This window comes from Cohnella rhizoplanae (assembly GCF_948329515.1).
GTDB lineage: Bacteria > Bacillota > Bacilli > Paenibacillales > Paenibacillaceae > Cohnella > Cohnella rhizoplanae.
Genome location: NZ_CAOJCN010000029.1, coordinates 37919 through 62825 on the forward strand (window position 1 = coordinate 37919; position 24907 = coordinate 62825).

Sequence of the window (24907 nt, forward strand, 5' to 3'; positions counted from 1 at the left end):
ATGCAGAACAAAGTATGGCAATGGACGGGGCCGAACGAAGTGACGTCGGGCGTAGCCGAACGTAAAGATCCGGGCTCGGGCGAAGCGGAGATCCGCATTCTGTCGATCGGCGTATGCGGTACCGATCTGCATATCATGAGCGGCCATGCGGGCTTCGGCACGCCGCCGCTCCCGCTCGGCCATGAGCTTGCAGGGGTCGTCGAGCGGATCGGCGCCGGCGTAGCCGGATGGCAGCCGGGAGACCGCGTGTGCATCGACCCGCTGATCGGCTGCGGGACATGCCGGGAATGCCTGGCCGGCAACAAGCACCGCTGCGCGAAGTCGGGCGAGATCGGGCTGCACTTCCCCGGCGGCTGGCAGGAGTATCTGACCGTTCCCGCGGCGAATCTGTATCGTCTGCCCGATTCCGTCGGCTTCGCGGAGGCGACGCAGGCCGAGACGTTGCACTGCTGCCTGGGCGGCATCGATAAACTGAATATTCGCCTGGGGACCCATGCCGCCGTGATCGGTGACGGTCCGACAGGCTTATATTACGTGCAGCTGTTAAAAGCGGCCGGCGCCAGCCATATTTCTCTATACGGCATGCGGGACAGCAGGCTCGATCTGGGCCGACGGCTGGGAGCGGACGTCACGGTCAATCTGCGGTCTCCCGACGCGGCAGCGGCGGCGATCGCATCGGAAACGCAGGATATCGCGATCGACGCGGCCGGCAACGAGGCCTCGCTCAAGCTCGGCATCGAGCTGCTGAAAAGAAGCGGGCAGCTCCTGTTGTTCGGATTGCCCGGCCAACCGATCCTGGCGGATATACAAGCGGTCGTATTGAAGGAATTGACGTTGTCGGGCTCGACCAACGCGCCGCAAGTATGGCCGCGGGTGCTCGAGATGATGGCTTCCGGCAGCGTGCGCGTGGAGCCGCTCCTTACGCAGCGCTATCCGTTCGAGGAGCTGGACCAAGCGATCGCGTTCGCCCGCAGCGAGCCGGACGAGGCGGTTAAGGTCATCGTAGGCCAGGCATAAGACTTAGGAGGAATTTCCATGAAGATTACGGCTGTCCATACCAGAACGATAAAAATCCCATTCTACAAAGGCGAAAAATGGTCGGGGGGCACGAGATACAGCGCGCCGTCGCTGATCGTGCAGATCGAGACGGACGAAGGCTTGACCGGCATCGGCGAATCGGTCGGGCCCACCATCCCGGTCATCCAGACCGTCGTGGACAAGGAGTTCGCCCCGTTCGTCGTCGGACGCGATCCGATGGAGCTCGAATCCATCCTGCACCGGCTAGAAGAATATTGCGTGAATTGGAAGCATATCGGCTATTACGCCATGGCGGGCATCGAGATGGCCTTGCTGGACCTGCGCGGCAAAATCCTGAACACGCCGGTCTACAATTTGTTAGGCGGGAAGGTGAAGCAAGAGGTCGCTTTTGCCGGATATATCTTCATCGACAAGCCGGAGAACAACGCAGAGGAAGCGCGCAGCTTCGCCGCCGCGGGCTATACGGAGCTGAAGCTTAAGGTCGGGCGCGATATCGATCTCGATACGCAGCGCGTGAAGGCGGTGCGGGAAGCGGTGGGCCCGAAGATGAAGATCCGCATCGACGCGAACCAGAACTGGAGCGTGCCGACCGCGATCAAGGCGATCCGCAAGATGGAGAAGTACGATCTGCAGATGGTCGAGCAGCCGACGCGGTATGACGACGTGGACGGCATGGCTGCGGTGGCCCGCGCCGTCGACGTGCCGATTATCGCCGACGAAGGCTGCGCCACCTACGAAGACGCCCTGCGCTTGATCGACAAGAGGGCCTGCGCCTGTTTTCTGGTCTACCCGTCCGAAGCGGGCGGCATCCTCAAAGCCAAGCAGATCGTCGATCTGGCCAACCACGCGGGCATCTGGTGCGTGACGGGGAGCTGGGCGGAGACCGGCATCGGCACGCTCGGCAACGTACACATGGTCGCCTCTTCGCGGAACTTCCCGTTCGCGAACGATACGCATCTGAAATTCATGAAGGGCGACCTGCTTCGCGAAGAACTGGCATTCAACAACGGCAGCATTGCCGTACCCGACCGTCCGGGCTTCGGCATCGATTTGAATATTGCGAAGCTGGACCGGTTCGGCGAGAATTTCGAACGGGAAATGGTATTCTACGATCCGCAGGACCCGCAATTCCAGCCGCGGATCGGGCAGATTCTGTAGCGATAACATGTCGGTCCGAACGATCATGCTTCGATTGTCAGCCGTCTCCGTTTTGTGGGGGTGCAACTATGTGGCGAGCGCCTACCTGCTCCGCGAATTTTCGCCGGTCTTGCTGGCGCTGTCCCGGCTAGCGGTCACTTCCCTTTTCCTGTTAAGCGTCGGCCTGACGAGCAAGCCGCTCAAGAAGCCGACCAGGCAGGAATGGAAGTGGCTCGTATGGATCGGGCTGACCAGCTCCCTGATGTACCAGTTGTTCTACTTCCTCGGGCTGGCGCATTCCAGCGCCGGGAACGCGGCGTTGATCATCGCCCTGTCGCCGATCGCGACGGCGCTATTGGCGCGCGTCGCGCTCAAGGAAAGGATAACGGGCTATAAATTAGCCGGCGCCGCGGCCGCGCTCGCCGGCGTGGCGATCATCGTCCTGAACGGCGGGAAGGTCACGGGGGTTTCGCGCGGCGACCTCATGATCCTGCTGGCGATGCTGACGCTGGCCGTCAGCGTTCTGTTCATCCGCAGAGCGACGTCAACCATGCCGTCCGCGGACGTAACGATCTACTCGACGCTCATCGGCACGATCCTCCTGATGCCCGCCGCGGGGGTCGAGTGGGCGCAGGGGCATCTGCATGCCAGCGGCAGCGCGGCCACCTGGGCGATGCTGATCGTCGTCGCGCTCATCGCGCAAGGACTGGCGGGACTATGGTGGAATCAAGGCATATCCCGGGTTGGCGCTTCTACCAGCGCGATGTTCATGAACATTCCGCCGTTCGTGGCGATCCTGGTCGCCTATATCGCGCTCGGGGATCCGATACGGCTCGCGCAGATGGCGGGAGGCGTCCTGATCGTCATCGGCGTCGCCGTATCGAGCAAGAAGCCGGCCGGCAAGGCCGTTCCCGTCCATACCGTCATCAGAGGATAAGGAGACTGCGGCGCATGAACCAAAAGACTAGCGCGGGGGAGGAGCTGCGGTGGCGCTCGCCAGCCGGCGCTCCCTTTCAGATCAACGGATTCGCATGGTGGGCGAAGGAGCGCAAGTTCCGGCGCCTGCCTGCCGTCCAACCGGGAGCCATCCGCGAGATCTTGGACGAACTGGCGGACCATACGTCGGGCGGACAGATTCGCTTTGCGACCGACGCCACCAAGCTGGCGATTAAGGCCAAGCTGCTCGGACCGAACGTCGCGGAGCATGTGACCGCCACCGCGGTCAACGGCTTTGACTGCTATTTGGGCAAGCCGGGCTCGCAGCTTTATTTCGGAACGACCCGGTTCGCCCACGACTCCGCCGAGTACGAATACGTATTTTTTGAAAATAGGGAAGCCGAATTGCGTTACGTAACGCTTCACTTTCCGTTGTTCCAAGGCGTGCGCGACGTGCAGATCGGAACGAACGCAGGCGCCGGCATCTTCGAATTCCCGGCCTATTCCACCCGGCGCAAGGTCGTTCTGTACGGAACGTCGATCACGCAGGGGGGCTGCGCTTCCCGTCCGGGCATGTCTTATCCGAATATTCTAAGTCGTCGCTTCGACATGGAGTTTATTAATCTGGGCTTCTCGGGCAACGGCAAGGGCGATCCGGAGATCGCGCGGTTCATGAACGAGATCGAGGATCCGGCCTGTATCGTCGTGGATTACGACGCCAACAACGTGCTGGCGGACGACCTGATCCGCACGATGCCCGAGTTCCTCCGCATTCTGCGCAGCAGGCATGCGCAAGTGCCGATCCTCGTCCTGTCGCGAATTCCGTACAGCTACGAGCACACGATGACCGCTTCCCGCGAAGACCGGACGGTCAGAAGGGACTTCCAAAGGGATCTGGTCGAATCGTTGCGGATGGAGGGAGACCGGTTCATCTACTTCCAGGACGGCGCCGACTTGCTCGGCGGGATATGGAACGAGTGCACGGTCGACGGCGTACATCCGACCGATCTGGGTCTCATGCGGATCGCGGACGGGTTAACGCCGCTGCTCCAAGAAATTCTGCCGCGCTAACAGCGGCCAGTGGGCGACGTCAATATAGAAACTTGGAGTGAAGAGCCATGCGTATGCAGACGATGCTCGCCCATTTCGGCGAAGAGACCTTCCACGGCGCGGTCGTGCCTCCGCTATTCCTCAATTCGATATTTACGTCGAATACGTTCGACGAGATGAAGGCGCCCGACACGCCGTACCGATATTCCCGCATGGGCAATCCTACGACGGACATGCTGGAAAAAAAGCTCGCGGCGCTCGATAACGGCGAAGCCGCCAAAGTGTTCGCATCGGGCATGGCCGCGATTTCTACCACGCTGCTTCATTTTCTCAAGCAGGGCGATCACGTGATCTGCAGCTATCCGATCTACGGCGGGACCTATGCCATGCTGTCCGGATGGATGGCGCGTTTTGGCGTGACCTGCGACTTCGTGGACTTCAGGAATCTGGACAATATCCGAGGCGCCGCGAAGCCGAACACCCGTATGCTGTTTACGGAGGGATACTCCACGATGTTCATGGACGTCTTCGATCTGCGCGGCGCGATCGAGATCTCCAAGGCGCACGGATGGGTGTCCATTATCGATAATACCTGCGCGACGCCGGCGACGCTGAAGCCGCTGGATTGGGGCTTCGACGTCGTCGTGCATTCGTTGTCCAAGTATCTGTCGGGCCATAGCGACGTGATCGGCGGCGTCGTCGTCTCCAGCCGGGATACGATCCGGAAGCTGACCGAGATCGAAGTCTCTCTCATCGGAGGCAGCCTGCCGCCCTTCGACGCCTGGCTCGCCAATCGGGGAATACGCACGTTCGGACTGCGCATGAAGCAGCAGGGCGAATCGGCCATGCGCGTGGCGGCCCTGCTCGCCGGCCACCCGCAAGTGGAGCGGGTGAACTTCCCGTTCCTGCCCGGTCTCGGCCAGCACGAGCTCGCCGCCTCGCAGATGAGCGGGCCGACCGGACTGCTCAGCTTCGAGCTGCGGGGGGGAGAGCCTGCGGTACGCAGATTCGTCGATGCCCTGCGCTGGTTCAAGCTTGGCGTCAGCTGGGGAGGCTTCGAGAGCTTGGTCTACGCGACGGCGATCGGATGGCAGCGGGAGCAAGTGGCCGGGACCGAATACGAGAGCAGAGTGGATAAGCTGGTCAGGTTATCCATCGGCTTGGAGGACGCGGAGGATCTGCTGGAGGACGTGGAGCAAGCCTTGGCGCGAATCTAGCGAAGGCGACATAGGAAAGAGAGCTTGCAGAAAGGAGCGGCGATTGCAGATGAAGAGAATAGCGCTGGTCAATTTTGCGACCGTCGACTACGCGGTAGAAGAACGTATATTGCGCCAAGCGGGTTATGAAGTGAAGATCTATGACGGCATTGCGACCGCGGATCTGCCGCAGGCGATCCAGGATGCCGAGGTTCTGGTCGTGCAGCTGCAGCAAGTTACGGAAGCGCTGCTCGCGCGGATGCCCAGTCTGCGTCTGATTGCCAGAGAAGGCATCGGCCTGGACAGCGTCCCGCTGCAGGCTGCGAGCGAGCGCGGGATTACGGTCATGAACGTGCCGGATTATTGCTTGGAGGAGGTGGCCGTCCACGCCGTCAGCTTGATTCTTGCGTCGCATCGCAAGCTATTCCCCGCTGCCGCGCTCGTCCGCGAAGGGCGATGGGCGAGCATGCCCGAGCTGAAGCCGATCTTCGCCTTGTCCGAATCGACGTTGGGACTGATCGGGATGGGACGGATCGGGGCTCAGGTCATCGCCCGCATGCGAGGGTTCGGCTGTCGGATGATCGTGAGCGATCCATTCTTGACGAAGGCTAACGTACCCGATGGAGTCGAGCTTGTGTCCTTGGACGAACTGCTCGCGCAATCCGATATCATCTCGTTGCACTGCCCGTATACGGAAGACACGAAGCACATCATCGATCGCGAGCGGATCGGGAAAATGAAAAAGAGGCCCGTGCTGATCAATGTCTCGCGCGGACCGCTTATTCATGAAGGCGATTTATGGGATGCGCTGAACGGAGGGGATATTTCATTTGCGGGACTGGACGTCTTGACCGACGAGCCTCCGGCAGACGATCATCCGCTGCTGCGTCACCCTAGAACGATCGTCACCAACCATATGGCCTGGTATTCCGAGCAATCGGAAGCGCGGCTGCGGAAATTGACTTCCAACCGCATCATCGACTTCCTTGAGGGCAGGGAGATTCCGAATGTCGTAAACCAAAAAGCATGATAAACGAAGGACCCTCGATGACTTCAAACCGAAGCCGTCTAGGGTCCTTCCTTTTCTTACTCGTCCACCATCCGGTTCGTGAGCGAGCCCAGCTTTTCGATCTCGATCGTGACGATATCCCCGTGCTTCAAGTACACGCGCTCCCCGATCGGACGGCCGAGGACGACGCCTTCCGGCGTTCCGGTCAAGATCACGTCCCCGGGATACAGCGTCATATGCTGCGATACGTAGCTGACAATCTCATCGCAGGGGAAGATCATGTCGGAGGTGCTGGAGTTCTGCCTGACCTCCCCGTTCACGATGGATCTCATGGCGAGCGCGTTGGGGTCCCCGACTTCTTTGGCCGTAACCAAGTACGGGCCGAGCGGACTGAATTTGTCCAGCGACTTGCCGAGCAGCCATTGGTGCGTCCGCATCTGCAGATCTCTCGCGGACAGATCGTTCACGCAGCAGTAGCCGAATACATATTCGAGCGCCTCGCCTTTACCGACGTATTTGGCCTCCTTGCCGATGACGATGGCCAACTCCGCTTCGTAATCGACTTCGGCCGTCACCCGGTTGGGAAGAGGGATATCGTCGCCATGCGCGGCCAGGGTGTTGTTGAACTTATTGAACAGAATCGGAAACTCGGGGATCGGCGCGTTCGATTCCTCGGCGTGCTTGCGATAATTCAACCCGATGCAGATGATCTTGCTTGGGTTCGTGACGCAGGGGCCGAAGCGGGCATCGCGCTCATGGAGGCGGTAAGCCTGCGGTCCTGCCGGGAGGTTCGAGATATAACGCTCGACTGCGGAGACCGCCTCTTTTCCGCCGCGGATCAGCTCCATCGCATCGGTCGGCACGCCCTGCGCCGGCACGGCTGCCAACGCTTTTCCCAAATGAACGATTTCTTCCCCGCTCGCAACCCCTAAGGCGAATTCGCGGTCTTCCCGGATCGTAACGAATTTCATTTAATCGTCTCCTTATCCCAATGAATGGTCGCTATGCATTCTTGCCGAACGTGACGCCTCCGTCGATATACAGCGGCGAGCCCATCATGAATCCGGATTCGTCCGAGGCGAGAAACACCGCGGCGTTCGCCACGTCCTCGGGCTTGCCGAGTTCGCCGCTTAACTGGCGGCTCTTGATGGCTAGGATCGCTTTTTCCGGATCGTCGTACGAGGTCTGCAGGTACTTCTCGACGAACGGCGTCATGATCGTGCCCGGGAGCAGGGCGTTCACCCGGATGCCGTAAGGCGCGTAGTCCACCTGCATGGATTTGGTCAGCGCGAGGACGGCGCCTTTGGAAGCGGCGTACGAGGCGCGCCGGGCAAGGCCGATCTCGGCGATGCAGGACGACATATTGATGATGCAGCCGGAGCGCCGCTCCATCATGCTAGGCAGCAGGTATTTGCTAGGCAGAAACACGCCGGCGATATTGACGCGCATCACCTTATCCCACTGGTCGAGTTCCAGTTCGTGCAGCGCTCCGACGCCGCTGATGCCGGCATTGTTGAACAGCACGTCCACGCGCCCGAACGCTTGAATTGCGGAATGCGCCATACGCTCCATCTCTTCGGGAGACGTGACATCGCCGGCGATAAAGACGGCGTTGCCGCCGTTCTTTTTGATTTCCGCGACCGTTGCTTCTCCTTGATCGCCATTCAGATCGTTAACGATGACCGACGCGCCTTCTTGGGCGAATCTCAGGGCCGAACCTTTGCCGATGCCCGAACCCGAACCGGTTATTAAACATACCTTGCCGTTTAGCCGCATATGGAAAGGGTCACGTCCTTTTGTTTAATATAATAAACTTAATTTAATATATAAAACAAATATAGCATCCGTCCACGGCGAAGGTCAACGAAAAAGAACCCGCTTTCAACGCTTCGGCGCGTTGAAAAACGAGTTCTGATCCGTTCTGCGTCTCATCCTGCGATTATTGTAAAAAGGACAATTGCTCCGCCAATCGCAGAACTTCCGATCGGGCGTCCGGCTTTTTGGCTTCCCATCGAGCCAATGGAATCGTGAAGCTGACTGCCGCGACCGGGACGCCGGCAGGATCCCGGACGGCGGCCGCGATGCACGCGATCCCGATCACGATCTCTTCTTCATCCACCGCGTACCCGGCATGCCGGACGCGCGCGAGCTGTCCGATCAGCGCTTCCGCGCTCGATACGGTTTTTTCGGTAAACCTTTCAAACTCGGCGTTCGCGAACAACCCGCGGACCTGCTCGTCCGACAGATGCGACAACAGCGCCTTGCCCATCGCCGTCGCGTAGGCCGGGATCCGCATTCCCGGCTCGGATACGATCCGGACGGGCGCGGGCGCTTCTCTTTTCGCCAGGTACAGAATATCGGTTCCTTCCAATCTGGCCAGCTGCACCGTCTCGCCGACCCGCTCGGCGGCGTTCGCGGCCAAGCGATGGAATTGCCCGACCAGATCGATGCCGGAAAAATAGGCGCGGCCCAGCGTCGCGAAAACGGGCCCCAAGGCGTAGGTTTCGCCTTTCTCCCGATGCACCCATTGCAGCTTTTCCATGGTCTGCAGAAGCGAGAACATCGTGCTTTTGTTAATTCCCGTTTCGGACACCAGATCCATCATTCGCATTTTCGAAGGGCGGGCCGCAAGGCAATGAAGAACTTCGTGAGCTCTTTCCAAAGCCGGCACCCAATATTTGTGATTCGAGCGTTCCATCATCTCACCAGATCTCTCCAATAAACTGGGTTTATTATAGCATGAGCTCCACGAGGTTTAATATTCCGAACAAGGAAGCGCGGAAATTGTAGAAAAAGTAAAAAAAAGAGTAGCCCTCCGACGTTTCGTCTGTTATATTTAGTACAAATTTCCTGATTTGGAGGATTCATAATGAGTGGGTCTAAAGTATTGAAATGGATCACGGGAGCGTTAGAAATTCTATTGGGCATTCCTGTGTTGGGCGCCATCATCGTCATCGGTTTTGGATATGTACCGCTGTTCGTCATGTTTGTCCTGCACATCGTCACGCTGGTGCTGTCGGCCAAAAATCAAGAAGCGAAATACGGATCGATCCTGGGAATCGTAACCTCGCTCGTCGCCTGGATCCCGTTCGTAGGCATGATCATGCATATCATTACGGGCATTCTATTAATGGTAAGCGCGGCGAAAAGAGAGCAATCCTCCGTATACGAACAGCCCCCGGCTCCAAACGGATTTTAAATCATACTGAGAATTACCTACCGCGGTAGATATATGGTATAGTAAATCTCAGAGGTTCGAGTCCTCTCGATCGCACCCTAATTCATCAGATCGAATCCCTTGAAGCGCAAGGGATTTTTTTATTTGTTCAGGAGGTTGACCGATGCCAGAGGTGAAAAAGCCGGGAAAGAGATACAAAGCCAAGCGGCCGACGCGCGACGAATTCGAGCTGGAGGAGCTGGGCGAACGCTTGGTCGAGGCCAAGCAAGAGGAGAGCACCGTCGTCCTGACGATATGGGACGAGCCGGCGCCGGTTCGCGGCCGGATCGTAAAGCTGGACGCGCGGACGAGGCTCGTCCACGTCGAAGCGCAGGAGTCGACCGTTAAGATTCCATTTCTGGACATCATGCGGATCGAGAGTCCGAGAGACTGATCGCAAATGACGACGGACAGCCATCGGAAATCCAGTTCACGAAAAGGGGATATCCTTTTCCTTTATGAATAGACCGATTTTATCGACGAAATTGTACATTCCCGTCTCCCGGTCCAAGCTTGTTCCCCGTAAGCGTCTGATGGAGCGGCTAAGCGAGGGCCTCGACCGCCGCAAGCTCACGCTCGTCTCCGCCTCCGCCGGCTTCGGCAAGACGACGCTGGTCGGCGAATGGGCCGCCCGCTGCGGCCGGCCTGCCGCCTGGCTGTCCCTGGACGAAGGGGATAACGAGGGCGCGAGCTTTTTGACGCACCTCGCCGCCGCCGTCAACAAAATCTCCGAGTCGGCCGGGCAGGCCGCTATCGGCGCGCTCGAAGCGTCGCAGACGCCGTCTTCCGAAGCCATTTTGACGACGCTGCTCAATGCCGTATCGGCCCTCCCGTACGCGTTCGTATTGGTCCTCGACGATTACCACGTCATTCATGCCGAGCGCATTCACGCCTCCGTTGCCTTCCTGCTCGAGCATCTGCCGCAGCAGATGCATCTCGTCGTCGTGACCCGCGAGGATCCGCGGCTCCCGCTGAGCCGGCTGCGCGCCGGCGGTCATCTGACCGAATTGCGTGCAGCGGATCTGCGTTTTACCCCTGACGAAGCCGCCGCGTTTCTGGAGCGGGTGATGGGACTGGTCCTCGCGGCGGACAACGTCGCCGCGCTGGAGAGCCGTACCGAAGGCTGGATCGCGGGTCTCCAGCTTGCGGCGTTGTCGATGCAGGGCCGAGCGGACATACCGGCGATCATCCGGTCGTTCTCGGGAGACCACCGCTATATCGCGGATTACCTGGTCGAGGAGGTCCTGCGGCGTCAGCCTGGGCACATCCGCGACTTTTTGCTTCGGACCTCCGTGCTAGGCGGGTTGTACGGCCCGCTGTGCGATGCCGTGACCGGCCAGCAGGACGGCGCCGCGCGACTGGAGGCGCTGGAGCGGGGCAACTTTTTCGTCGTCCCGCTGGACGACAAGCGCCGCTGGTATCGCTACCATCATCTCTTCGCGGAGATGCTCGCCGAGCGTCTGAAGGCGGATCGGCCGCAGGAAGTCGCCGCGCTGCACCTGCGCGCGAGCGCATGGCATGAGCGGTCCGGCTCGATGGCCGACGCGATCCGCCACGCCCTGGCGGCCGAGGATCATCCGAGGGCGGCGGACCTGATCGAGCTGGCCTGGCCGGCGATGCGCAGGGACAGACAGGGGCTGGCCGTGCTGCGATGGCTCAGAGCGCTGCCCGACGCGTCGATCCGCGGCAGGCCCGTGCTGAGCGCGGCGTATGCGTGGGCGCTGCTGGCCGGCGGCGAGCTCGGGGCCGTCGAAGGCCGGCTCCGGGACGCGGAGCGCTGGCTGGAGCGGACGGCGGACCTGCAGGAGAGACCCGCGGGGATGGTCGTCGCGGACGAGGAGGAGTACCGGCATCTCCGCGCCACGATCGCCGGGTACCGGTCCGCGCACGCCCAGGTGCAGGGAGACATACCCGCCGCGATCGGCTACGCCCGGCAGGTGCTGGAGCTTGCGCACGAGGACGATCATCTTCGGCGCGGCGCGGCGTCGGCGCTGCTGGGGTTGGCGGCTTGGACGGGCGGAGAGCTGAAGACCGCGCACCGGATGTTCGCAGCCGGCATGGAGAGCGTCCGGCTGGCCGGAAATATCTCCGACGCGATCGGAGGCACGATCGCGCTGGGCGAGATTCTGATCGGCCAGGGGCGGCTGGGCGAGGCGATGCGCGCCTATGAGCGAGGCCTGCAGCTCGCAGCCGAGCACGGAGAGTCGGCTGGACGGACGGCGGCGGACTTATACGCCGGACTCGGCGAGCTCTGCCGCGAGCGAGGCGATCTGTCCGCCGCCAGGCAGCACCTTGCGAGAAGCGAGGAACTGAGCAGACGGGCCGGTCGCGCGGACAACGGGCATCGCTGGCATGTCGCGATGGCTCGACTGGCGATGGCGGAGGGAGATCCGGAGGGAGCCCTTGTCCAGATACGGGAGGCCGAGCGTCAGTACGCTGGCGACTTTTTCCCCAACGTCCGTCCGGTATCGGCATGGAAGGCACGGATCGAGATCGCGATGGGCCAGTTGGACGCTGCCCTTCAATGGATGCGGGATCGCGGCCTGACGGACAACGACGATCTTGCCTATCTGCGCGAGTTCGAGCACATCACCGTGGCCAGGGCGCTGCTGGCCTGGCACCGGCGGGACCGTGCGGACCGGACGATCGCGGATGCCCGGGGACTGCTGGACCGGCTCCTCCATGCCGCGCAGACGGGCAAGAGAACCGGAAGCGCGGTAGAGATTCTCGTCTTGCAGGCGCTGGCTTGCGATCAGCAGGGCGACCTGCCTGCCGCGCTGGACAAGCTGGAGAGCGCCCTGGCTCTTGCCGGGCCGGAAGGTTACGTCCGCCTGTTCGCGGACGAAGGCAGGCCGATGGCGGACCTGCTGGAGGAAGCCTCCAAGCAGGGGATCGCCGCATTCGATGCCGGTCGTTTGCTGGCCGCCTTCGGCGATAACTGGAGCGGCGCGCCGGCCAATGCTGTTACGCCTTCCGACCCGGCCAATCCCGCGGCGAGCATGACGCTGAGCGATCGGGAGCGGGAGGTGCTGCGGCTGCTCCGGACCGACCTGGGCGGCCCGGACATCGCCCGGGAGCTGCACATCTCGCTAAATACCCTGCGGACGCATACCAAAAATATTTTCGGCAAGCTCGAGGTCAACAACCGCCGGGCCGCCGTCCGCCGGGCGGAGGAACTCCGTTGTTTCTAATGCCCGCGGACTTACCGGCCGCAAGCCGGGACAAGGTATACAGGGTTCGCGTGCTTTGGTAAGATAGGGAAGAAAAATCGGGCGTACCTCAACCACTCCAAAAGGCGGGAACTGCTTGAAAAAGATTCAGCCGATCCTTTTCATCAGAAACAGAACGAACTCCCTTTTCCTAAGGCTAATCGCGGGATTTCTCTGCATCGTCCTGCTGCTCGCCTCCCTGACCTTCTATTCCGTCTCCGAGTCCAAGAAAAACGTCAAGCACGAGGTCGTGAAGTATAACACCTCCCTGCTCGCCAACACGCGGGACAGCTACGAGAATCATCTGGATCTCATCAAGAAGCAGATGCTGCTGTTCTTTTCCGACGAGAAAATACTGCTGCTTCAGAGTAAACCCAGCAATACGCTCTATCCGGAGATCGTGCGCGAGATCCAGCGATGGACGACCGTGCCTTATTACTATATTAACAATATCGTGTTCTTTTCGAAGAAGAACGACCTGGTGCTGGAGAGAGGGACGAGCACGAACGCCAAAGCGATGTTCGGCGTCTTCTCCATTAGCCGGGATTATCCGCTTGCGTTCTGGATGAGGCAGTTCGAGGAAAAGAGAACGTTCCGCATTCTGCCCGCATCCTCCTTTTACTCAGAGATCTCGGAAGGCAGCCAGCAGCCGCTCGGAGAGATGATACCGGTCGTCATCAAAGGGCTGTACAATCCGGACTTCATCATGATCGTGTACCTCAATGCCTCCAGGATGTACCAGGCGTTCCACCAGAGCGTAAACGAGGAACTGCTGATCTATGACGATGCGGGCAATCGCATGTTCGGAAGAACCGAAGGAGAGCCTTTTCTTTCTTTCGAGGATCTGCGGGGGATCGGCGATTCCGAAATGTTCGTGCGGGACGGAAAGTATTACTTTGCGTTCAAGGGACAGGGTACCGGCTTCACGTACCTCAGCCGGGTACCCGTCGACCGGATCGCCGCCCAGACCCGGATCAATATTACCTTGCTCGCCATTATCGTGGCGGCCATCGCGCTCAGCGTCCTGTTCTCGTTTATGTTCGCCGCCCGAATCAACAACCCGCTCAAGCGGGTCATCGAATCGATCCGCGGCATGAACAGCGAGGGCGCGCCACTCCGTTCGAACATCAAGGAATTCGATATCATCAGCGGGCAGATTCACGGCAATCGGATGCTGACCCGGCAGCTGTCGTTTATGAACCACCTCAAGGCGATCCGCGGTCAAGAGTCCGAAGCGCCCAAGCTCGATTTTGCCGGCAAGCCGTTCGTTTTCCTCCTCTTCCAGATTCAGCCCGGCAGGAACGAGTCGAACTCGGCGGAGGTGATCCAGAACTGGGTGTATTACTTGAGAATTTTCATCGACAGCAAGCTCAAGCCCAAATTCCCCGATTCGCTGACGTTCCAGATCGAACGGGATCAGATTCTGAGCCTGGTGTTCACGGAGAGCATGGAGAAGATCGGCGCGCTGCTCGGCGAGATGAAGACGGTGTTCGATCAGGACCGGGAGCACGGCATCATGACCATGGCCGTCACGTCCGCCTACTCCGATTCGAAACAGTTCACCGCCGCGTACGAAGAAGCCCAGGAGCTGGCTGGAGAGCGGCTGCTGACGGACGAGACGCAGATCATCTCAGAGCGGGTCGCCGCTCCGGTCGCGGTCGGCTTCTCGCCGGATCAGGAGAAGGAGCTGGAAGCGAACCTAAAGGCGGGGAACGCGGCGCAGGTGGCCGCGTTGATCGAGCAGCAGTTCGCCAAGTGGCACCGCAAACCGCCGACGGCTGTATCGCTCGTCCGGTTCGCGGAGACGGCCGCAGCCAAGATCAGAGGAATCGTGACGCCGTTCCCGCTGGATGCGGAGACCGTGGACGCCTTGCTGAGCCGGGAAGGGGAGCGGATCTCGCGCTGCAGTACGATCAAGGAGCTGGAGCTGCTGCTCGTCGGGTGGGTGACGGAGATCGCCCAGGCCGTCCGGGAGAAGAAGGACGAGAAGCACCCGATCACGACGCAGATCGCCGAGTATATCAACGAGCACTTGGCGGAAGAGATCTATCTGGACGTGCTGGCGGATAAATTCAAGATGAGCAGCGGGTACTTGTCTTCCTACTTCAAAAACAAGACCGGGATGAATATCGTCGACTACATCAACGAGACCCGGATCAAAAAAGCGGCGGGCCTGCTGGACGACGACACGCTGAAGATCCGCGAAGCGGCGGAGCAGGTCGGCTACAAGAACATCACGTCGTTCAACCGGATGTTCAAGAAGTACATGGGGCTTACCCCAAGCGAATACAGGAAGCGGAACGAATCCATATGAGTCGTCGGCCATTCGCCGCGAGAGCTAAGCCAACGTTAGGAAGGGAACCCCGAGGCCGGGGTTCCTTTTTTATAAAGGTTTAATGCCGGCGCAGCCGCCCGTTTTCGATGTAGGCTGTTTTTCAGATGCTGATATTATTCTTAGAAAAGCGTAAAGGAATTGCAATCTCGGAAGTTCAGAAGATATACGCGCCGGGCATCCGGCCGTAAGATTGGAGTACAGGTTGGCCGCTGCTGTTGAAAGCGAATTCGCCAACTTGCAGCAATGAACCGAACCGCAAGGGACCGAATCGCGAGAAGTAAAAAATCGAAAAGGGACGGTGTGTTCAAGGCTATGCAGAAAACAAACGACAGAAAAAGAATTTACAGTATTACCGCGTTATCGGCTGCCTTGCTGATGACGAGTACGCTTGCCGCGTGTTCCGGCAATAACGACAACAAGAACGCGCAGTCTCCTTCGGCGTCCGCTAGTCCGAGCGGTACGGCCAGCGCATCGGCAACTGCGGCTGCGCCGGAGCCGGCGACTCTGCGCCTGCTGACCGACCAGTCGCAAGCGTGGCCGGTCAAGCCGGATTGGGCGGTCTGGAAGTGGATCAAGGAAGCGACCAATATCGAGATCAAGCAAGAGCTGCAGACGGGACCCGAGTCGCTGCCCCTCGCCATCTCTTCGGGCGATATGCCGGACCTGATGTCCGTGTTCCCGGGGGACGCGCAGAAGTATGGACCGCAGGGCGCCTTCCTGGACCTGTCCAAGCATCTCGACAAGATGCCTAACGTAAAGAAGTATCTGGAGGAAAGACCGACTGTCGCGCAACGGATGACCTCTCCGGGCGGGGAAATGTACCATATTCTCAACGACGGTGGCGGCGCGGGCAACAATGTCGTTTACTTCTACCGAGACGATATTTTCGCCAAGCATTCGCTTCAAGTGCCGACGACCTGGGATGAGTTGTACGAAACCTCGAAAAAGCTGAAGGAGCTGTACCCTGACAGCTATCCGTTCGTCTTCCGTCACGGCATCGGCACTTTGAGATCCTTCGCTCCGGCGTTCGGCATCTACCCATGGTTCTATGAAGAGCCGGGCACCGAAAAAATTAAATTCGGCGTCGCCGATCCTAACTTCAAGAAGCTGGTCGAATATTTGAACAAGTTCTATAAGGACGGTCTGTTCCCGCCGGACTGGCTGTCCATGGACTACAAGGCCTGGACCCAGTTTATCACGACGAACAAGTCGTTTATCTCCATCCAGTTTATCGGTCAAATCGAAATCATGAATTCGCAGCTGAAGGACGGAGCGCATCTGAAGTTCATGGCGCCGCCGCTCGGCGCCGGCAGCCAGCCTTATCTCGCCAAGGCGAACTTCGAAGAATACGGCTTCGCCGTGTCCTCCAACACGAAAAACCTGGACGCCGCTCTCCGGTACCTCGACTTCATTTATTCCGAAGAAGGATCCGACCTGCTCAGCTGGGGCAAAGAAGGCGAGTCCTATACGATGGTAGACGGCAAGCGCAAGCTGCTGCCGCAATTCAAAGAGCCGAACGACCTCCGCAAGGAACTGGGCATGTTCACTACGGGCGCGGTCGGTCTGGCCAATATGGAATCTTCCCTGTCGCTGAGCAACGAGAACGAGCGGTACTCGTATGCCGAAGCGGAAAAGTACCAGTTCCCGACCATGAACATCACGCCGCCGCTGACCAATGAGGAGAAGAGCGCCGTCGTTCTGATCGAAGAGCAGGTGCTCAAGCATTACGAAGCCTCGGTCGCCAAGTTCATCAACGGCGAAACGCCGATGACGCAGTGGGACGCCTTTTTGGCCGAACTGGACAAAATGGGCGCGCAAAAATTGCTCGAGACGTACCAGGTCGCATTGGACCGCCTCAAAGCGAACTCGAAATAAGAATTCGATCATATAGGGTCGGCCGCCCGTTCGCGGCGGCCGGCTTTATATCCGATGGAAGGAGACCCGGCATTGAAGCTATCCATCCTAGGGCAAATCAGGCGCGATCGGATCTTCCTTCTGCTGCTGGCGCCCACGATTATCTTTTACGTCATGTTCCGGTACGTGCCGATGTTCGGGATCGCCATCTCGTTCATGGATTATAACCTGTTCAGGGGCATTACGGGGAGCCCGTGGGTCGGGCTCAAATATTACCGGATGTTCCTGGAGAATCCCGACGCCAGAATCATTGTCAAGAATACGGTGCTTCTCGGGTTTTATAAGCTGCTGTTCGGCTTCCCGGCGCCGGTCATTCTGGCCTTGATGCTGAACGAAGTGCGAAACATGTTATTCAAAAGGTTTGTGCAAACGGTCAGCTATCTACCGTATTTCCTGTCCATCGTGGTCGTCGCCAGCATGATCGACATGTTCTTGTCGCCCAGCACCGGCTGGCTGAATCACGCCCTGCAGGACCTGGGATTCCCCGCCATTAACTTCTTGCAGGAGCCCGGCTGGTTCCGGACGATCTTCGTCAGTTCGGAAATTTGGCAGCAAGTCGGATGGGGCTCCATCATCTACCTGGCAGCCGTTACGACGATCGATCCGCAGCTTTATGAAGCGGCGAGAATGGACGGCGCGGGCCGGCTGAAGCAGATGTGGCACGTCACGCTTCCCGGAATCGCGACGACGGTCGCCATCATGTTCCTGATGCAGATCGGACAGATTCTCGAGATCAGCTTCGAAAAAGTATTCCTGCTGTCCAATGCGGCGACGTACGATACGTCGGATATCATCGGGACCTATGTATACCGGATTGGCCTCCTGCAAGGGAATTTCAGCTACGGCGCAGCGATCGACCTGTTCATGGGCGTAATCGGATTCGCGCTGGTCTACGCGAGCAACAGGGTCAGCCGCAGATTCAGCGAGACCAGTCTATGGTAAAGGAGCGGAAGACGGATTGAAACAGCGAACGGGTATTTTTGATATCGTGAATGTCCTGATTCTGGCTCTCTTTGCCTGCACCATGCTTTTTCCTTTCGTCCATATGGCGGCGGTGTCGCTTAGCTCCGCGGAATTCGTGGTCGGCAATCAGATCAGCATCTGGCCCAAGGGGATCAACTTCGACGCCTATACGGCCGTATTAAGCGATGACCGAATTCTGACCGGGTACAGGAACACGCTCCTTTACGTCGTGCTCGGAACGACGTTATCTCTGATTGTCACGACGATGGGCGCCTACTCCCTATCGAGAAGAAACCTCGTCTTCGGCAGAACTTTCATGCTGATGATCGTGTTCACGATACTATTCTCAGGGGGCATGATCCCCACTTACCTCACGGTGCGCAATTACCATATGCTCGACACGATCTGGGCCATGGTGATCCCGAACCTCGTTACGGCCTTTAACCTGATCATCATGCGCACGTTCTTCCAGGGGCTCCCGAAGGAACTGGAGGAGTCCGGCAAGATCGACGGATTGTCCGACGCCGGAATCCTGACGCGGATCGTCCTTCCGTTGTCCAAGCCCGTGCTGCTCACGGTCATGTTGTTTTACGCGGTTCAGATCTGGGGCAATTTCTTCAGCGCCCTGCTCTATCTTCGGAATGCGGACCTGTATCCGCTGCAGGTGATCATTCGGAATATCGTCATGATGGGCGTGATGTCGGATATCACGGTTAGCTCCGCCCTCGGAGACAAGGCGGTCGTGCTCGAATCGTTGAAGTACGCGGTCATTCTCGTCGGCACGCTGCCGATCCTGTTGTTCTACCCGTTCATCCAGAAGCACTTCATCAAAGGCGCCATGATGGGATCGGTCAAAGGGTGAGGAGGCGAAGGGGGGCCGCAAAAGCCCCCCTTCCGCTTATGCCAACCGTGTCCAATCGAACAGAACGCCCATGGCCGAGCTTCGATCGCCCGTGAGCAAGCCGTAAGCTTCAGGCGCATCCAGCGGCGAATACCGGTGCGTGATCAGCGGACCGATATCCATACGGCCTTGAATGAGATAGCTTAGGAACAGCTCGGACATGGCGGGGTGGTTCCAGTCGCGGTAATTCTTGAGGGAATGCATGCCCAGAATCGATACGGCATCCGACACGACGTTCGGACCGAGCGTTTGTTGAGAGGGGACGGAAGTATCTCCGAGCAGCACGACGCGGCCGAACGGCTTGACCAGCAGGGTGGCCTGGGCGAGCACGGACGGATGGCCGGTCACGTCGAATACGACGTCCAGCATCTGGCCCGCCGTCGCCGCGCGGATCTCCTCTCTCGCGGCTCCCGCGTCCATGGCCAGCGGGCGGATGCCCGGAAGCTTGGGGAGCAGGTCCAGGCGGCTTGCGGCTGGATCGATGGCGTAGAGCTCCTTGGCGCCAGAGAGATACGCGTACTGGGCGACCAGCTGGCCCAGCAGGCCGAGCCCGATGACGCCGACCGTTTCCCCTAGCTGCAGCTCAGCCCGCCGGACGCCAAGCTGCGTCGTTTTGGCCAGGCTCAGCCATAATCCCTGCTCGGCGCTGATTTCCTTCGGAAGAAGGTAGACGTCCCTGGCTTCGGCCTTGAAGTATTGCGCATGCGGATGCGCCGCGTTGACGCGGTCTCCTGCGCGAACGCCCGTCACTTCCGGACCGACCTCCAGCACCTCGGCAGTCGTCAGATAGCCGGGCTGGAAGGGGTACTTCACCCATTCCGACCAGTTGGTCCCCGCGTCGAATACGCCTCTCAGGCATTGCAGCTCCGTGCCGGTGCTGATGAGCGAAGCCACCGAGCGGCACAAGATCTCCGTTCGCCCCAGTACCGGGTCGAGCGGTTCTTTGCGTACCTCGACTCGCTGCGCTTCGGGAAAAACGACGTTCCAAGATTCCATATTACAGCCTCCTCTACCGGGCTTCTTCGCCCTGATGACTCGATTGTAGAGGGAACGGACGGGGAAACCCAGCGCCGTAATTCAGCGATTGTTAACCCTTATACAGGTCTCGAAACAACCGCTTGTACTGGCTTGGCGAGATGCCGGCATACTTCCTGAACAGCCGGGTGAAGCTCTGAACATCCTGGAATCCGAGCTCGGCGCCGATATCGGCGATGGTGCGGTCTCCCGCTTGCAGCATCGACTTGGCTTTGGCGATCTTCATTTCCCGATGGAGGAGAATGGGGGATTTGCCGAACGTCTTCTTGAATTGATTGCTGACGTACGTCGGGTTCATATGCAGTTCTTGAGCTAGATCCGCGAGCGACAGATTGGCTTCCGGACGGGTGGCGATCTTGAGCAGGAGGGACAGGAAGCCCGCGGGCGGCAGGTTCGGATCCGGTGCGTCGGTACGATAGGCGGCATTGTCCAGCAGCACGTAGAGAAGCTCAAGCGACTTGGCTTTTTGCAGAATGATCTTCGGGAGATGTCCGCCGTGCGGATCCTGGCACAGCATGAGCTCGTCGAAAACGTCCTCGAAACGCCGATGGTCGCGCAGCGCATAGATAAACGGGATTCTTAAGAAAGGCAGCACGTCGATCACGTTCTGGATCCGGTACGTGAAGTGCCACCAGAGAAACTCGGTCTCCTCGTCGCTGTCTTTGTATTGGTCATGTTCCAGATGCGGAGGAATGAAGATGACGGTGCCCGGAGGGATGTCGTAGACGCGGCCCTCGACCCTGAGCTTGGCGGAGCCGCTGCGGACGTAAGTCATCATATAGTAATCGTGGATAACGCGGTTCCGGTAGTTGATCGTACGCAGACGGTGATTGTCGAACTTCAGAACCGTAAGCTCGGCGGCCGCGAGCAGGGAGCTAAGCGGATGATCCTTCATAGGGGAACCTCGCCCGGATATAGGATGGGAGTATGGCTTAACTTTATCACAAATACAGAAAAAAGCGGGATCAGGTTCCAATTTATGCTCACTCGTACACGAAAAATCACCACATGTGGTGATGCCGGCTCGTCGCTTGGTCCTGTATCTTTGAAATAGAAGAAAGCAGACCAAAAGGAGTGTCGTGTATGAACGCCCAACGCAATCCCGCAGTTACATCGCATCTAACGGCCGCTGTCCTCATTCGGTGGTCAGGTATCGCCGCTATGGCAGCGGGCATCCTGTTCATCGTGATTCAGACCATTCATCCGGCCGACGTGCTATCGTCGGTGACGACCCGTGCATGGGCGGTCGCCCACTACTTAACGATCCTCATGAGCCTTCTCGCCTTGGTTGGCATTACGGGTATCTACGCGAGACAAGTGGATAAGGCCGGTTGGCTGGGATTGGCCGGTTATCTGCTGTTCAGCCTCGAGTTTGCGCTGTTAATGGCCCTTACGTTCGTCGAAGCGTTTATCCTGCCGCAGCTCGGCGATGCGCCGAAGTTCGTCGAGGGATTCCTGGCGCTCTCCAGCGGAAAGGGCAGCGAGACCGGCATGGGCGCCTTGGTGGCGGCAGGCCCGGTATCGGCAGTCGCGTATTTGCTCGGAGGTCTGCTGTTCGGCATCGCGATGTTCCGTGCGCGCGTTCTATCGCGCGGCGCGGCCGGACTGCTTGCCTTCGGAGCCGTCGCTTCGCTTGCCGCCGCGGTGCTGCCGCACGATCTGGCGCGACTCGCGGCCGTGCCGATGGGACTGGGCCTGGCTTGGCTCGGCTATTCGCTATGGTCCGAGCGGCGTGCTTGAGCGTTCGGAGCTTGATTGGGTAAAATAGGGCGGTAAGCCGTCGGAAGCTGCGACGCAGTCCAACCTTAATCGAGGTGTGCTACATGACGAATCGGCCCGTGTCTCCGCTATTCTTTCGCAAGCCTACGCTCGAACTGGCCCGCTCGCTGCTCGGGATGCTGCTCGTCAAGGAGACGGAGCTCGGGTCGGCGTCAGGCTGGATCGTCGAGACGGAAGCGTACGTCGGTCCGGGGGACCGGGCCGCGCACAGCTACGGCAATCGAAGAACGCCGCGCACGGAAGTGATGTTCGGTCCCCCGGGCTATGCGTATACGTATGTCATGCATACCCACTGCCTGCTCAACGTGGTCAGCGGCGAGCCCGGCAGTCCCGAGGCCGTGCTGATCCGCGCCGTCGAACCCGTGGCAGGAGAAGCGCTGATGCTCGAACGCCGGGGACCGGTGAAAAAAGTCCATCAACTGACGAACGGGCCGGGAAAATTGACGAAGGCGCTGGGCGTCGGAATCGGAGACTACGGGCGTCCGCTGCATGTGCCGCCGCTGTATATCGCGGAGGGCCGCGCCGTGTCGTCCATCTCCTCGGGCCCGCGGATCGGCATCGATAACAGCGGCGAAGCGAGGGATTATCCATGGCGTTTCTGGGAGACCGGCAATCCTTACGTATCAAGGACGGTCAAATAAGCGGCTCGCGGTCCGAGGACCGGATCTGACGGGCACGGCTCATGTAAACGGTTGCAGAAAGGCCCGGCAACCTGCTAAAATAGACCTAGTCAAGCCGCAAATGACGGAGCAGCGCGCTGCTTCGGATCGTGCGGCTTTTTGATTTCATATGCGGCGGGGGTTGACGATCATGGGCAAGACCAAGCATTCGGGGCGAACGAAGCTCCCCGGACGTCCGGATCCCAAGCTGTGGGTGAGTAAGATTCCGTTCGGTCTGGGCAGGCAGAAGCCGCATCATATCCGCGATACGATGAAGGTCGTCTGGGACAACCGCGACAATCTTCCGTACGCCTATCGAATCTTGACGCAGGGCGTATGCGACGGCTGCGCGCTCGGCGTATCGGGTCTCTACGATCAGACGCTCAGGGGTCCGCATCTGTGCACGACCCGGCTCAACGTACTGCGTTTGAACACGATGGGCGCAGTCAAGCCGGACCTTCTTCATGCCGATATCGACGAACTCAGGAAGCTGGACAGCGCGCAGCTGCGCCAACTCGGGCGCATTCCGTATCCGCTCGTGCGCGAGAAAGGAGAGCGCGCCTTCAGGCGAGCCACCTGGGACGAAGCGCTGAATCGCATCGCCGTCGCGATCCGCGACGTGGATCCGAAGCAGTTGGCCTTCTACCTGACCGCGCGCGGCATTACGAACGAATCGTATTATGCAGCCGCCAAGGCCGCCCGGCTGATCGGCACCAACAATATCGACAACGCGTCGCGCATCTGCCATTCGCCCTCGAAGACCGCGATGAAGCGGTCGCTCGGCATCGGCGCTTCGAGCTGCAGCTACAAGGACTGGATCGGCACGGACGTGCTCGTGTTCTGGGGGAGCGTGGCATCGAACAACCAGCCCGTGTCCACTAAGTACATGTACGCCGCCAAGCGCAGAGGCACCAAGATCATCGTGATCAACCCGTATCGGGAGCCGGCGATGGAGGGCTACTGGGTGCCTTCGATACCCGAGTCCGCGCTGTTCGGCACCAAGCTGGCCGACGACTTCTACCAGGTCAACATCGGCGGCGACATCGCCTTCATGAACGGCATCATGAAGCACTGGTTCGATATGGAGGACGCCGCCCCCGGCTCTGCGATCGACCATGCGTTCGTCCGAGTCCACGCGAGCGGATACGAGGCCTTGAGAGCGCATGCGCGCCTGCAAGACTGGGAAGCGCTCGAACGGTCTTCGGGCTTGTCCCGCGAGCGGATGGCGGAATTCGCGGCGCTGCTCGCCGGCTCCCGCAGCGGCGTCTTCGTCTGGAGCATGGGGCTCACGCAGCATCGCTTCGGCACGGACAACATCTCGCAGGTCTCCAATCTGGCTCTCCTGCGGGGATTCATCGGCAGGGAGCATTGCGGCGTGATGCCGATTCGCGGACACAGCGGAGTTCAGGGCTCGGGCGAGATGGGCGCCGATCCGTTCAGCCTGCCAGGCGGCGACTTCCAGGATGAGCATATCGAGCGGATCGAGGCGTTATGGGGCTTCGAGCTGCCCCGCTGGCAGGGCGACATCGTCGGCGTATCGCTCGAGAACGCCATGCTGCCGGACGATCATGAGCGCAAGCTGAAGGTGTTTTACACGTCCGGCGGCAATTTTCTGGAGACGATGCCGGATCCCGACTTCGTGAGACGCTGCCTCGAGAACGTGGACGTGCGCGTCCATCAGGATATCGTGCTGAACAGCTCCACCCTCGCGGACGCGAAGCTAGCGGTATGGGTGCTGCCCGCCATGACCCGGTACGAGCAGCCGGGCGGAGGGACGTCGACCTCGACGGAACGGATGGTGTACTTCTCGCCGGAGATCGAAGGTCCGCGCATCGCGGAAGCCCGGCCCGAGTGGGCGATCTATGCCGACCTGGCCGCACGGGTCAGGCCGGACCGCCGCGGTGCCGTCGCCTTCGCCGATGCGGCCGCCATCCGGGAAGAGATCGCCAAGGCCGCGCCGAACTACGAAGGCATCCAGCATCTCCGGCTGCGGGGCGACGTGTTCCAATGGGGCGGCGCCTGGCTGTGCGAAGGCGGCGAGTTCCCCACGCCGGACGGCCGCGGCAGGCTGATCCCGATCGAGCTGCCGGAGCTCCGCAAGCCGGAGGGCCGGTATTACGCTACGACGCGCCGCGGCAAGCAGTTTAACTCGATGGTGTACGGCAGCATCGACCCGTTCAACGGAGCCGGACGGTACGACGTCCTCATGAACGCGGCAGACGCGGAGCGGCTCGGCATCCGGGAGGGGGAGGCCATCGTCGTCTATAACCGGCACGGCGTTTTCCACGGGAGATGCAAGGCGGAAGCGATCGCCGCCGGCAACGTCGAGCTGTATTGGCCGGAAGGCAACATGCTGTTCCCCAAGGGCGTCTACGAGCCGCATGCGGGCATTCCCGAGTATAACGCGTCGGTCGTCGTGGAGAAGGCGGACACGTACCACGCGCTGAAGGACACGCGATACGTAGAGAAGCGAATCGAAGAATTGGATATCGACGGGCCGGAATGAGCGGCATGGGGGGACGGCATGGG

General features: G+C 59.8%; 21 protein-coding genes. 16 read left to right on the forward strand and 5 right to left on the reverse strand.

Going from position 1 to position 24907, the window contains the following annotated elements; all coding sequences use genetic code 11:
• The 6 genes from PQG80_RS25945 to PQG80_RS25970 are packed head-to-tail and all read left to right on the forward strand — an operon-like array spanning nt 1 to nt 6387.
• Complete coding sequence (locus PQG80_RS25945) at nt 1-1017, forward strand: zinc-dependent alcohol dehydrogenase (protein WP_271754618.1); 1017 nt, start codon at nt 1-3, stop codon at nt 1015-1017.
• An 18-nt stretch (nt 1018-1035) separates the two neighbouring features.
• Nucleotides 1036-2196, forward strand: coding sequence for a mandelate racemase/muconate lactonizing enzyme family protein (locus PQG80_RS25950; RefSeq protein WP_271754619.1), 1161 nt, complete (start codon nt 1036-1038; stop codon nt 2194-2196).
• 25 nt (nt 2197-2221) lie between these two features.
• Nucleotides 2222-3112, forward strand: coding sequence for a DMT family transporter (locus tag PQG80_RS25955; RefSeq protein WP_271754620.1), 891 nt, complete (start codon nt 2222-2224; stop codon nt 3110-3112).
• Nucleotides 3113-3126: 14 nt separating this feature from the next.
• Nucleotides 3127-4182 (forward strand): SGNH/GDSL hydrolase family protein, encoded by a 1056-nt coding sequence (locus PQG80_RS25960; RefSeq protein ID WP_271754621.1) that lies wholly within the window; start codon nt 3127-3129, stop codon nt 4180-4182.
• A 47-nt stretch (nt 4183-4229) separates the two neighbouring features.
• Nucleotides 4230-5378, forward strand: a complete 1149-nt coding sequence (locus PQG80_RS25965; protein WP_271754623.1) for a trans-sulfuration enzyme family protein — start codon at nt 4230-4232, stop codon at nt 5376-5378.
• A gap of 49 nt (nt 5379-5427) precedes the next feature.
• Nucleotides 5428-6387: a C-terminal binding protein gene (locus tag PQG80_RS25970; protein ID WP_271754625.1), complete on the forward strand. Its 960-nt coding sequence runs from the start codon at nt 5428-5430 to the stop codon at nt 6385-6387.
• A gap of 56 nt (nt 6388-6443) precedes the next feature.
• Here PQG80_RS25970 and PQG80_RS25975 read toward each other — a convergent pair whose 3' ends face one another.
• The 3 genes from PQG80_RS25975 to PQG80_RS25985 form a co-directional block, all read right to left on the reverse strand.
• Nucleotides 6444-7337 carry a fumarylacetoacetate hydrolase family protein gene (locus PQG80_RS25975; RefSeq protein WP_271754626.1) on the reverse strand — a complete coding sequence of 298 codons (894 nt, stop codon included), beginning with the start codon at nt 7335-7337 and terminating at the stop codon, nt 6444-6446.
• A 31-nt stretch (nt 7338-7368) separates the two neighbouring features.
• Complete coding sequence (locus PQG80_RS25980; protein WP_271754628.1) at nt 7369-8142, reverse strand: SDR family NAD(P)-dependent oxidoreductase; 774 nt, start codon at nt 8140-8142, stop codon at nt 7369-7371.
• Between the two features lie 163 nt (nt 8143-8305).
• Nucleotides 8306-9067, reverse strand: coding sequence for an IclR family transcriptional regulator (locus PQG80_RS25985; RefSeq protein ID WP_334219852.1), 762 nt, complete (start codon nt 9065-9067; stop codon nt 8306-8308).
• Nucleotides 9068-9235: 168 nt separating this feature from the next.
• Here PQG80_RS25985 and PQG80_RS25990 point away from each other — a divergent pair, with 168 nt between their 5' ends.
• The 7 genes from PQG80_RS25990 (at nt 9236) to PQG80_RS26020 (ending at nt 18866) form a co-directional block, all read left to right on the forward strand.
• Nucleotides 9236-9565: a hypothetical protein gene (locus tag PQG80_RS25990; RefSeq protein ID WP_271754629.1), complete on the forward strand. Its 330-nt coding sequence runs from the start codon at nt 9236-9238 to the stop codon at nt 9563-9565.
• A gap of 142 nt (nt 9566-9707) precedes the next feature.
• Complete coding sequence (locus PQG80_RS25995; protein ID WP_271754630.1) at nt 9708-9977, forward strand: YolD-like family protein; 270 nt, start codon at nt 9708-9710, stop codon at nt 9975-9977.
• A gap of 64 nt (nt 9978-10041) precedes the next feature.
• On the forward strand, nt 10042-12774 hold the full coding sequence (locus PQG80_RS26000; RefSeq protein WP_271754631.1) for a winged helix-turn-helix domain-containing protein: 2733 nt from the start codon (nt 10042-10044) through the stop codon (nt 12772-12774).
• 115 nt (nt 12775-12889) lie between these two features.
• Nucleotides 12890-15106, forward strand: coding sequence for a helix-turn-helix domain-containing protein (locus PQG80_RS26005; protein ID WP_271754632.1), 2217 nt, complete (start codon nt 12890-12892; stop codon nt 15104-15106).
• A 396-nt stretch (nt 15107-15502) separates the two neighbouring features.
• Nucleotides 15503-17002 carry an extracellular solute-binding protein gene (locus tag PQG80_RS26010; RefSeq protein WP_271754633.1) on the forward strand — a complete coding sequence of 500 codons (1500 nt, stop codon included), beginning with the start codon at nt 15503-15505 and terminating at the stop codon, nt 17000-17002.
• A gap of 54 nt (nt 17003-17056) precedes the next feature.
• Nucleotides 17057-17983, forward strand: coding sequence for an ABC transporter permease (locus PQG80_RS26015; protein ID WP_432432811.1), 927 nt, complete (start codon nt 17057-17059; stop codon nt 17981-17983).
• Nucleotides 17984-17999: 16 nt separating this feature from the next.
• A complete protein-coding gene (locus PQG80_RS26020; RefSeq protein ID WP_271754635.1) occupies nt 18000-18866 on the forward strand; it encodes a carbohydrate ABC transporter permease in 867 nt (288 codons plus the stop codon).
• A 36-nt stretch (nt 18867-18902) separates the two neighbouring features.
• Here PQG80_RS26020 and PQG80_RS26025 read toward each other — a convergent pair whose 3' ends face one another.
• The gene (locus PQG80_RS26025; RefSeq protein WP_271754636.1) at nt 18903-19901 is read right to left on the reverse strand and encodes a zinc-dependent alcohol dehydrogenase; all 999 of its coding nucleotides are present in this window, start codon (nt 19899-19901) and stop codon (nt 18903-18905) included.
• 91 nt (nt 19902-19992) lie between these two features.
• Nucleotides 19993-20835, reverse strand: coding sequence for a helix-turn-helix domain-containing protein (locus PQG80_RS26030; protein WP_271754637.1), 843 nt, complete (start codon nt 20833-20835; stop codon nt 19993-19995).
• A gap of 266 nt (nt 20836-21101) precedes the next feature.
• Here PQG80_RS26030 and PQG80_RS26035 point away from each other — a divergent pair, with 266 nt between their 5' ends.
• The 3 genes from PQG80_RS26035 to PQG80_RS26045 all read left to right on the forward strand — a co-directional run bounded on the left by PQG80_RS26035 (nt 21102) and on the right by PQG80_RS26045 (nt 24884).
• Nucleotides 21102-21680, forward strand: coding sequence for a hypothetical protein (locus PQG80_RS26035; protein ID WP_271754638.1), 579 nt, complete (start codon nt 21102-21104; stop codon nt 21678-21680).
• An 83-nt stretch (nt 21681-21763) separates the two neighbouring features.
• Nucleotides 21764-22360 (forward strand): DNA-3-methyladenine glycosylase, encoded by a 597-nt coding sequence (locus PQG80_RS26040; protein WP_271754639.1) that lies wholly within the window; start codon nt 21764-21766, stop codon nt 22358-22360.
• Nucleotides 22361-22529: 169 nt separating this feature from the next.
• Nucleotides 22530-24884, forward strand: coding sequence for an FdhF/YdeP family oxidoreductase (locus PQG80_RS26045; protein WP_271754640.1), 2355 nt, complete (start codon nt 22530-22532; stop codon nt 24882-24884).
• Nucleotides 24885-24907 lie beyond the last annotated feature (23 nt).

What these genes read in the sequence shown, in the direction of transcription:
- PQG80_RS25945 (WP_271754618.1), top strand. Translation starts at nt 1, where the DNA reads ATGCAGAACAAAGTATGGCAATGGACGGGGCCGAACGAAGTGACGTCG.
- PQG80_RS25950 (WP_271754619.1), top strand. Translation starts at nt 1,036, where the DNA reads ATGAAGATTACGGCTGTCCATACCAGAACGATAAAAATCCCATTCTAC.
- PQG80_RS25955 (WP_271754620.1), top strand. Translation starts at nt 2,222, where the DNA reads ATGCTTCGATTGTCAGCCGTCTCCGTTTTGTGGGGGTGCAACTATGTG.
- PQG80_RS25960 (WP_271754621.1), top strand. Translation starts at nt 3,127, where the DNA reads ATGAACCAAAAGACTAGCGCGGGGGAGGAGCTGCGGTGGCGCTCGCCA.
- PQG80_RS25965 (WP_271754623.1), top strand. Translation starts at nt 4,230, where the DNA reads ATGCGTATGCAGACGATGCTCGCCCATTTCGGCGAAGAGACCTTCCAC.
- PQG80_RS25970 (WP_271754625.1), top strand. Translation starts at nt 5,428, where the DNA reads ATGAAGAGAATAGCGCTGGTCAATTTTGCGACCGTCGACTACGCGGTA.
- PQG80_RS25975 (WP_271754626.1), bottom strand. Translation starts at nt 7,337, where the DNA reads ATGAAATTCGTTACGATCCGGGAAGACCGCGAATTCGCCTTAGGGGTT.
- PQG80_RS25980 (WP_271754628.1), bottom strand. Translation starts at nt 8,142, where the DNA reads ATGCGGCTAAACGGCAAGGTATGTTTAATAACCGGTTCGGGTTCGGGC.
- PQG80_RS25985 (WP_334219852.1), bottom strand. Translation starts at nt 9,067, where the DNA reads ATGATGGAACGCTCGAATCACAAATATTGGGTGCCGGCTTTGGAAAGA.
- PQG80_RS25990 (WP_271754629.1), top strand. Translation starts at nt 9,236, where the DNA reads ATGAGTGGGTCTAAAGTATTGAAATGGATCACGGGAGCGTTAGAAATT.
- PQG80_RS25995 (WP_271754630.1), top strand. Translation starts at nt 9,708, where the DNA reads ATGCCAGAGGTGAAAAAGCCGGGAAAGAGATACAAAGCCAAGCGGCCG.
- PQG80_RS26000 (WP_271754631.1), top strand. Translation starts at nt 10,042, where the DNA reads ATGAATAGACCGATTTTATCGACGAAATTGTACATTCCCGTCTCCCGG.
- PQG80_RS26010 (WP_271754633.1), top strand. Translation starts at nt 15,503, where the DNA reads ATGACGAGTACGCTTGCCGCGTGTTCCGGCAATAACGACAACAAGAAC.
- PQG80_RS26015 (WP_432432811.1), top strand. Translation starts at nt 17,057, where the DNA reads ATGGAAGGAGACCCGGCATTGAAGCTATCCATCCTAGGGCAAATCAGG.
- PQG80_RS26025 (WP_271754636.1), bottom strand. Translation starts at nt 19,901, where the DNA reads ATGGAATCTTGGAACGTCGTTTTTCCCGAAGCGCAGCGAGTCGAGGTA.
- PQG80_RS26030 (WP_271754637.1), bottom strand. Translation starts at nt 20,835, where the DNA reads ATGAAGGATCATCCGCTTAGCTCCCTGCTCGCGGCCGCCGAGCTTACG.
- PQG80_RS26035 (WP_271754638.1), top strand. Translation starts at nt 21,102, where the DNA reads ATGGCAGCGGGCATCCTGTTCATCGTGATTCAGACCATTCATCCGGCC.
- PQG80_RS26040 (WP_271754639.1), top strand. Translation starts at nt 21,764, where the DNA reads ATGACGAATCGGCCCGTGTCTCCGCTATTCTTTCGCAAGCCTACGCTC.
- PQG80_RS26045 (WP_271754640.1), top strand. Translation starts at nt 22,530, where the DNA reads ATGGGCAAGACCAAGCATTCGGGGCGAACGAAGCTCCCCGGACGTCCG.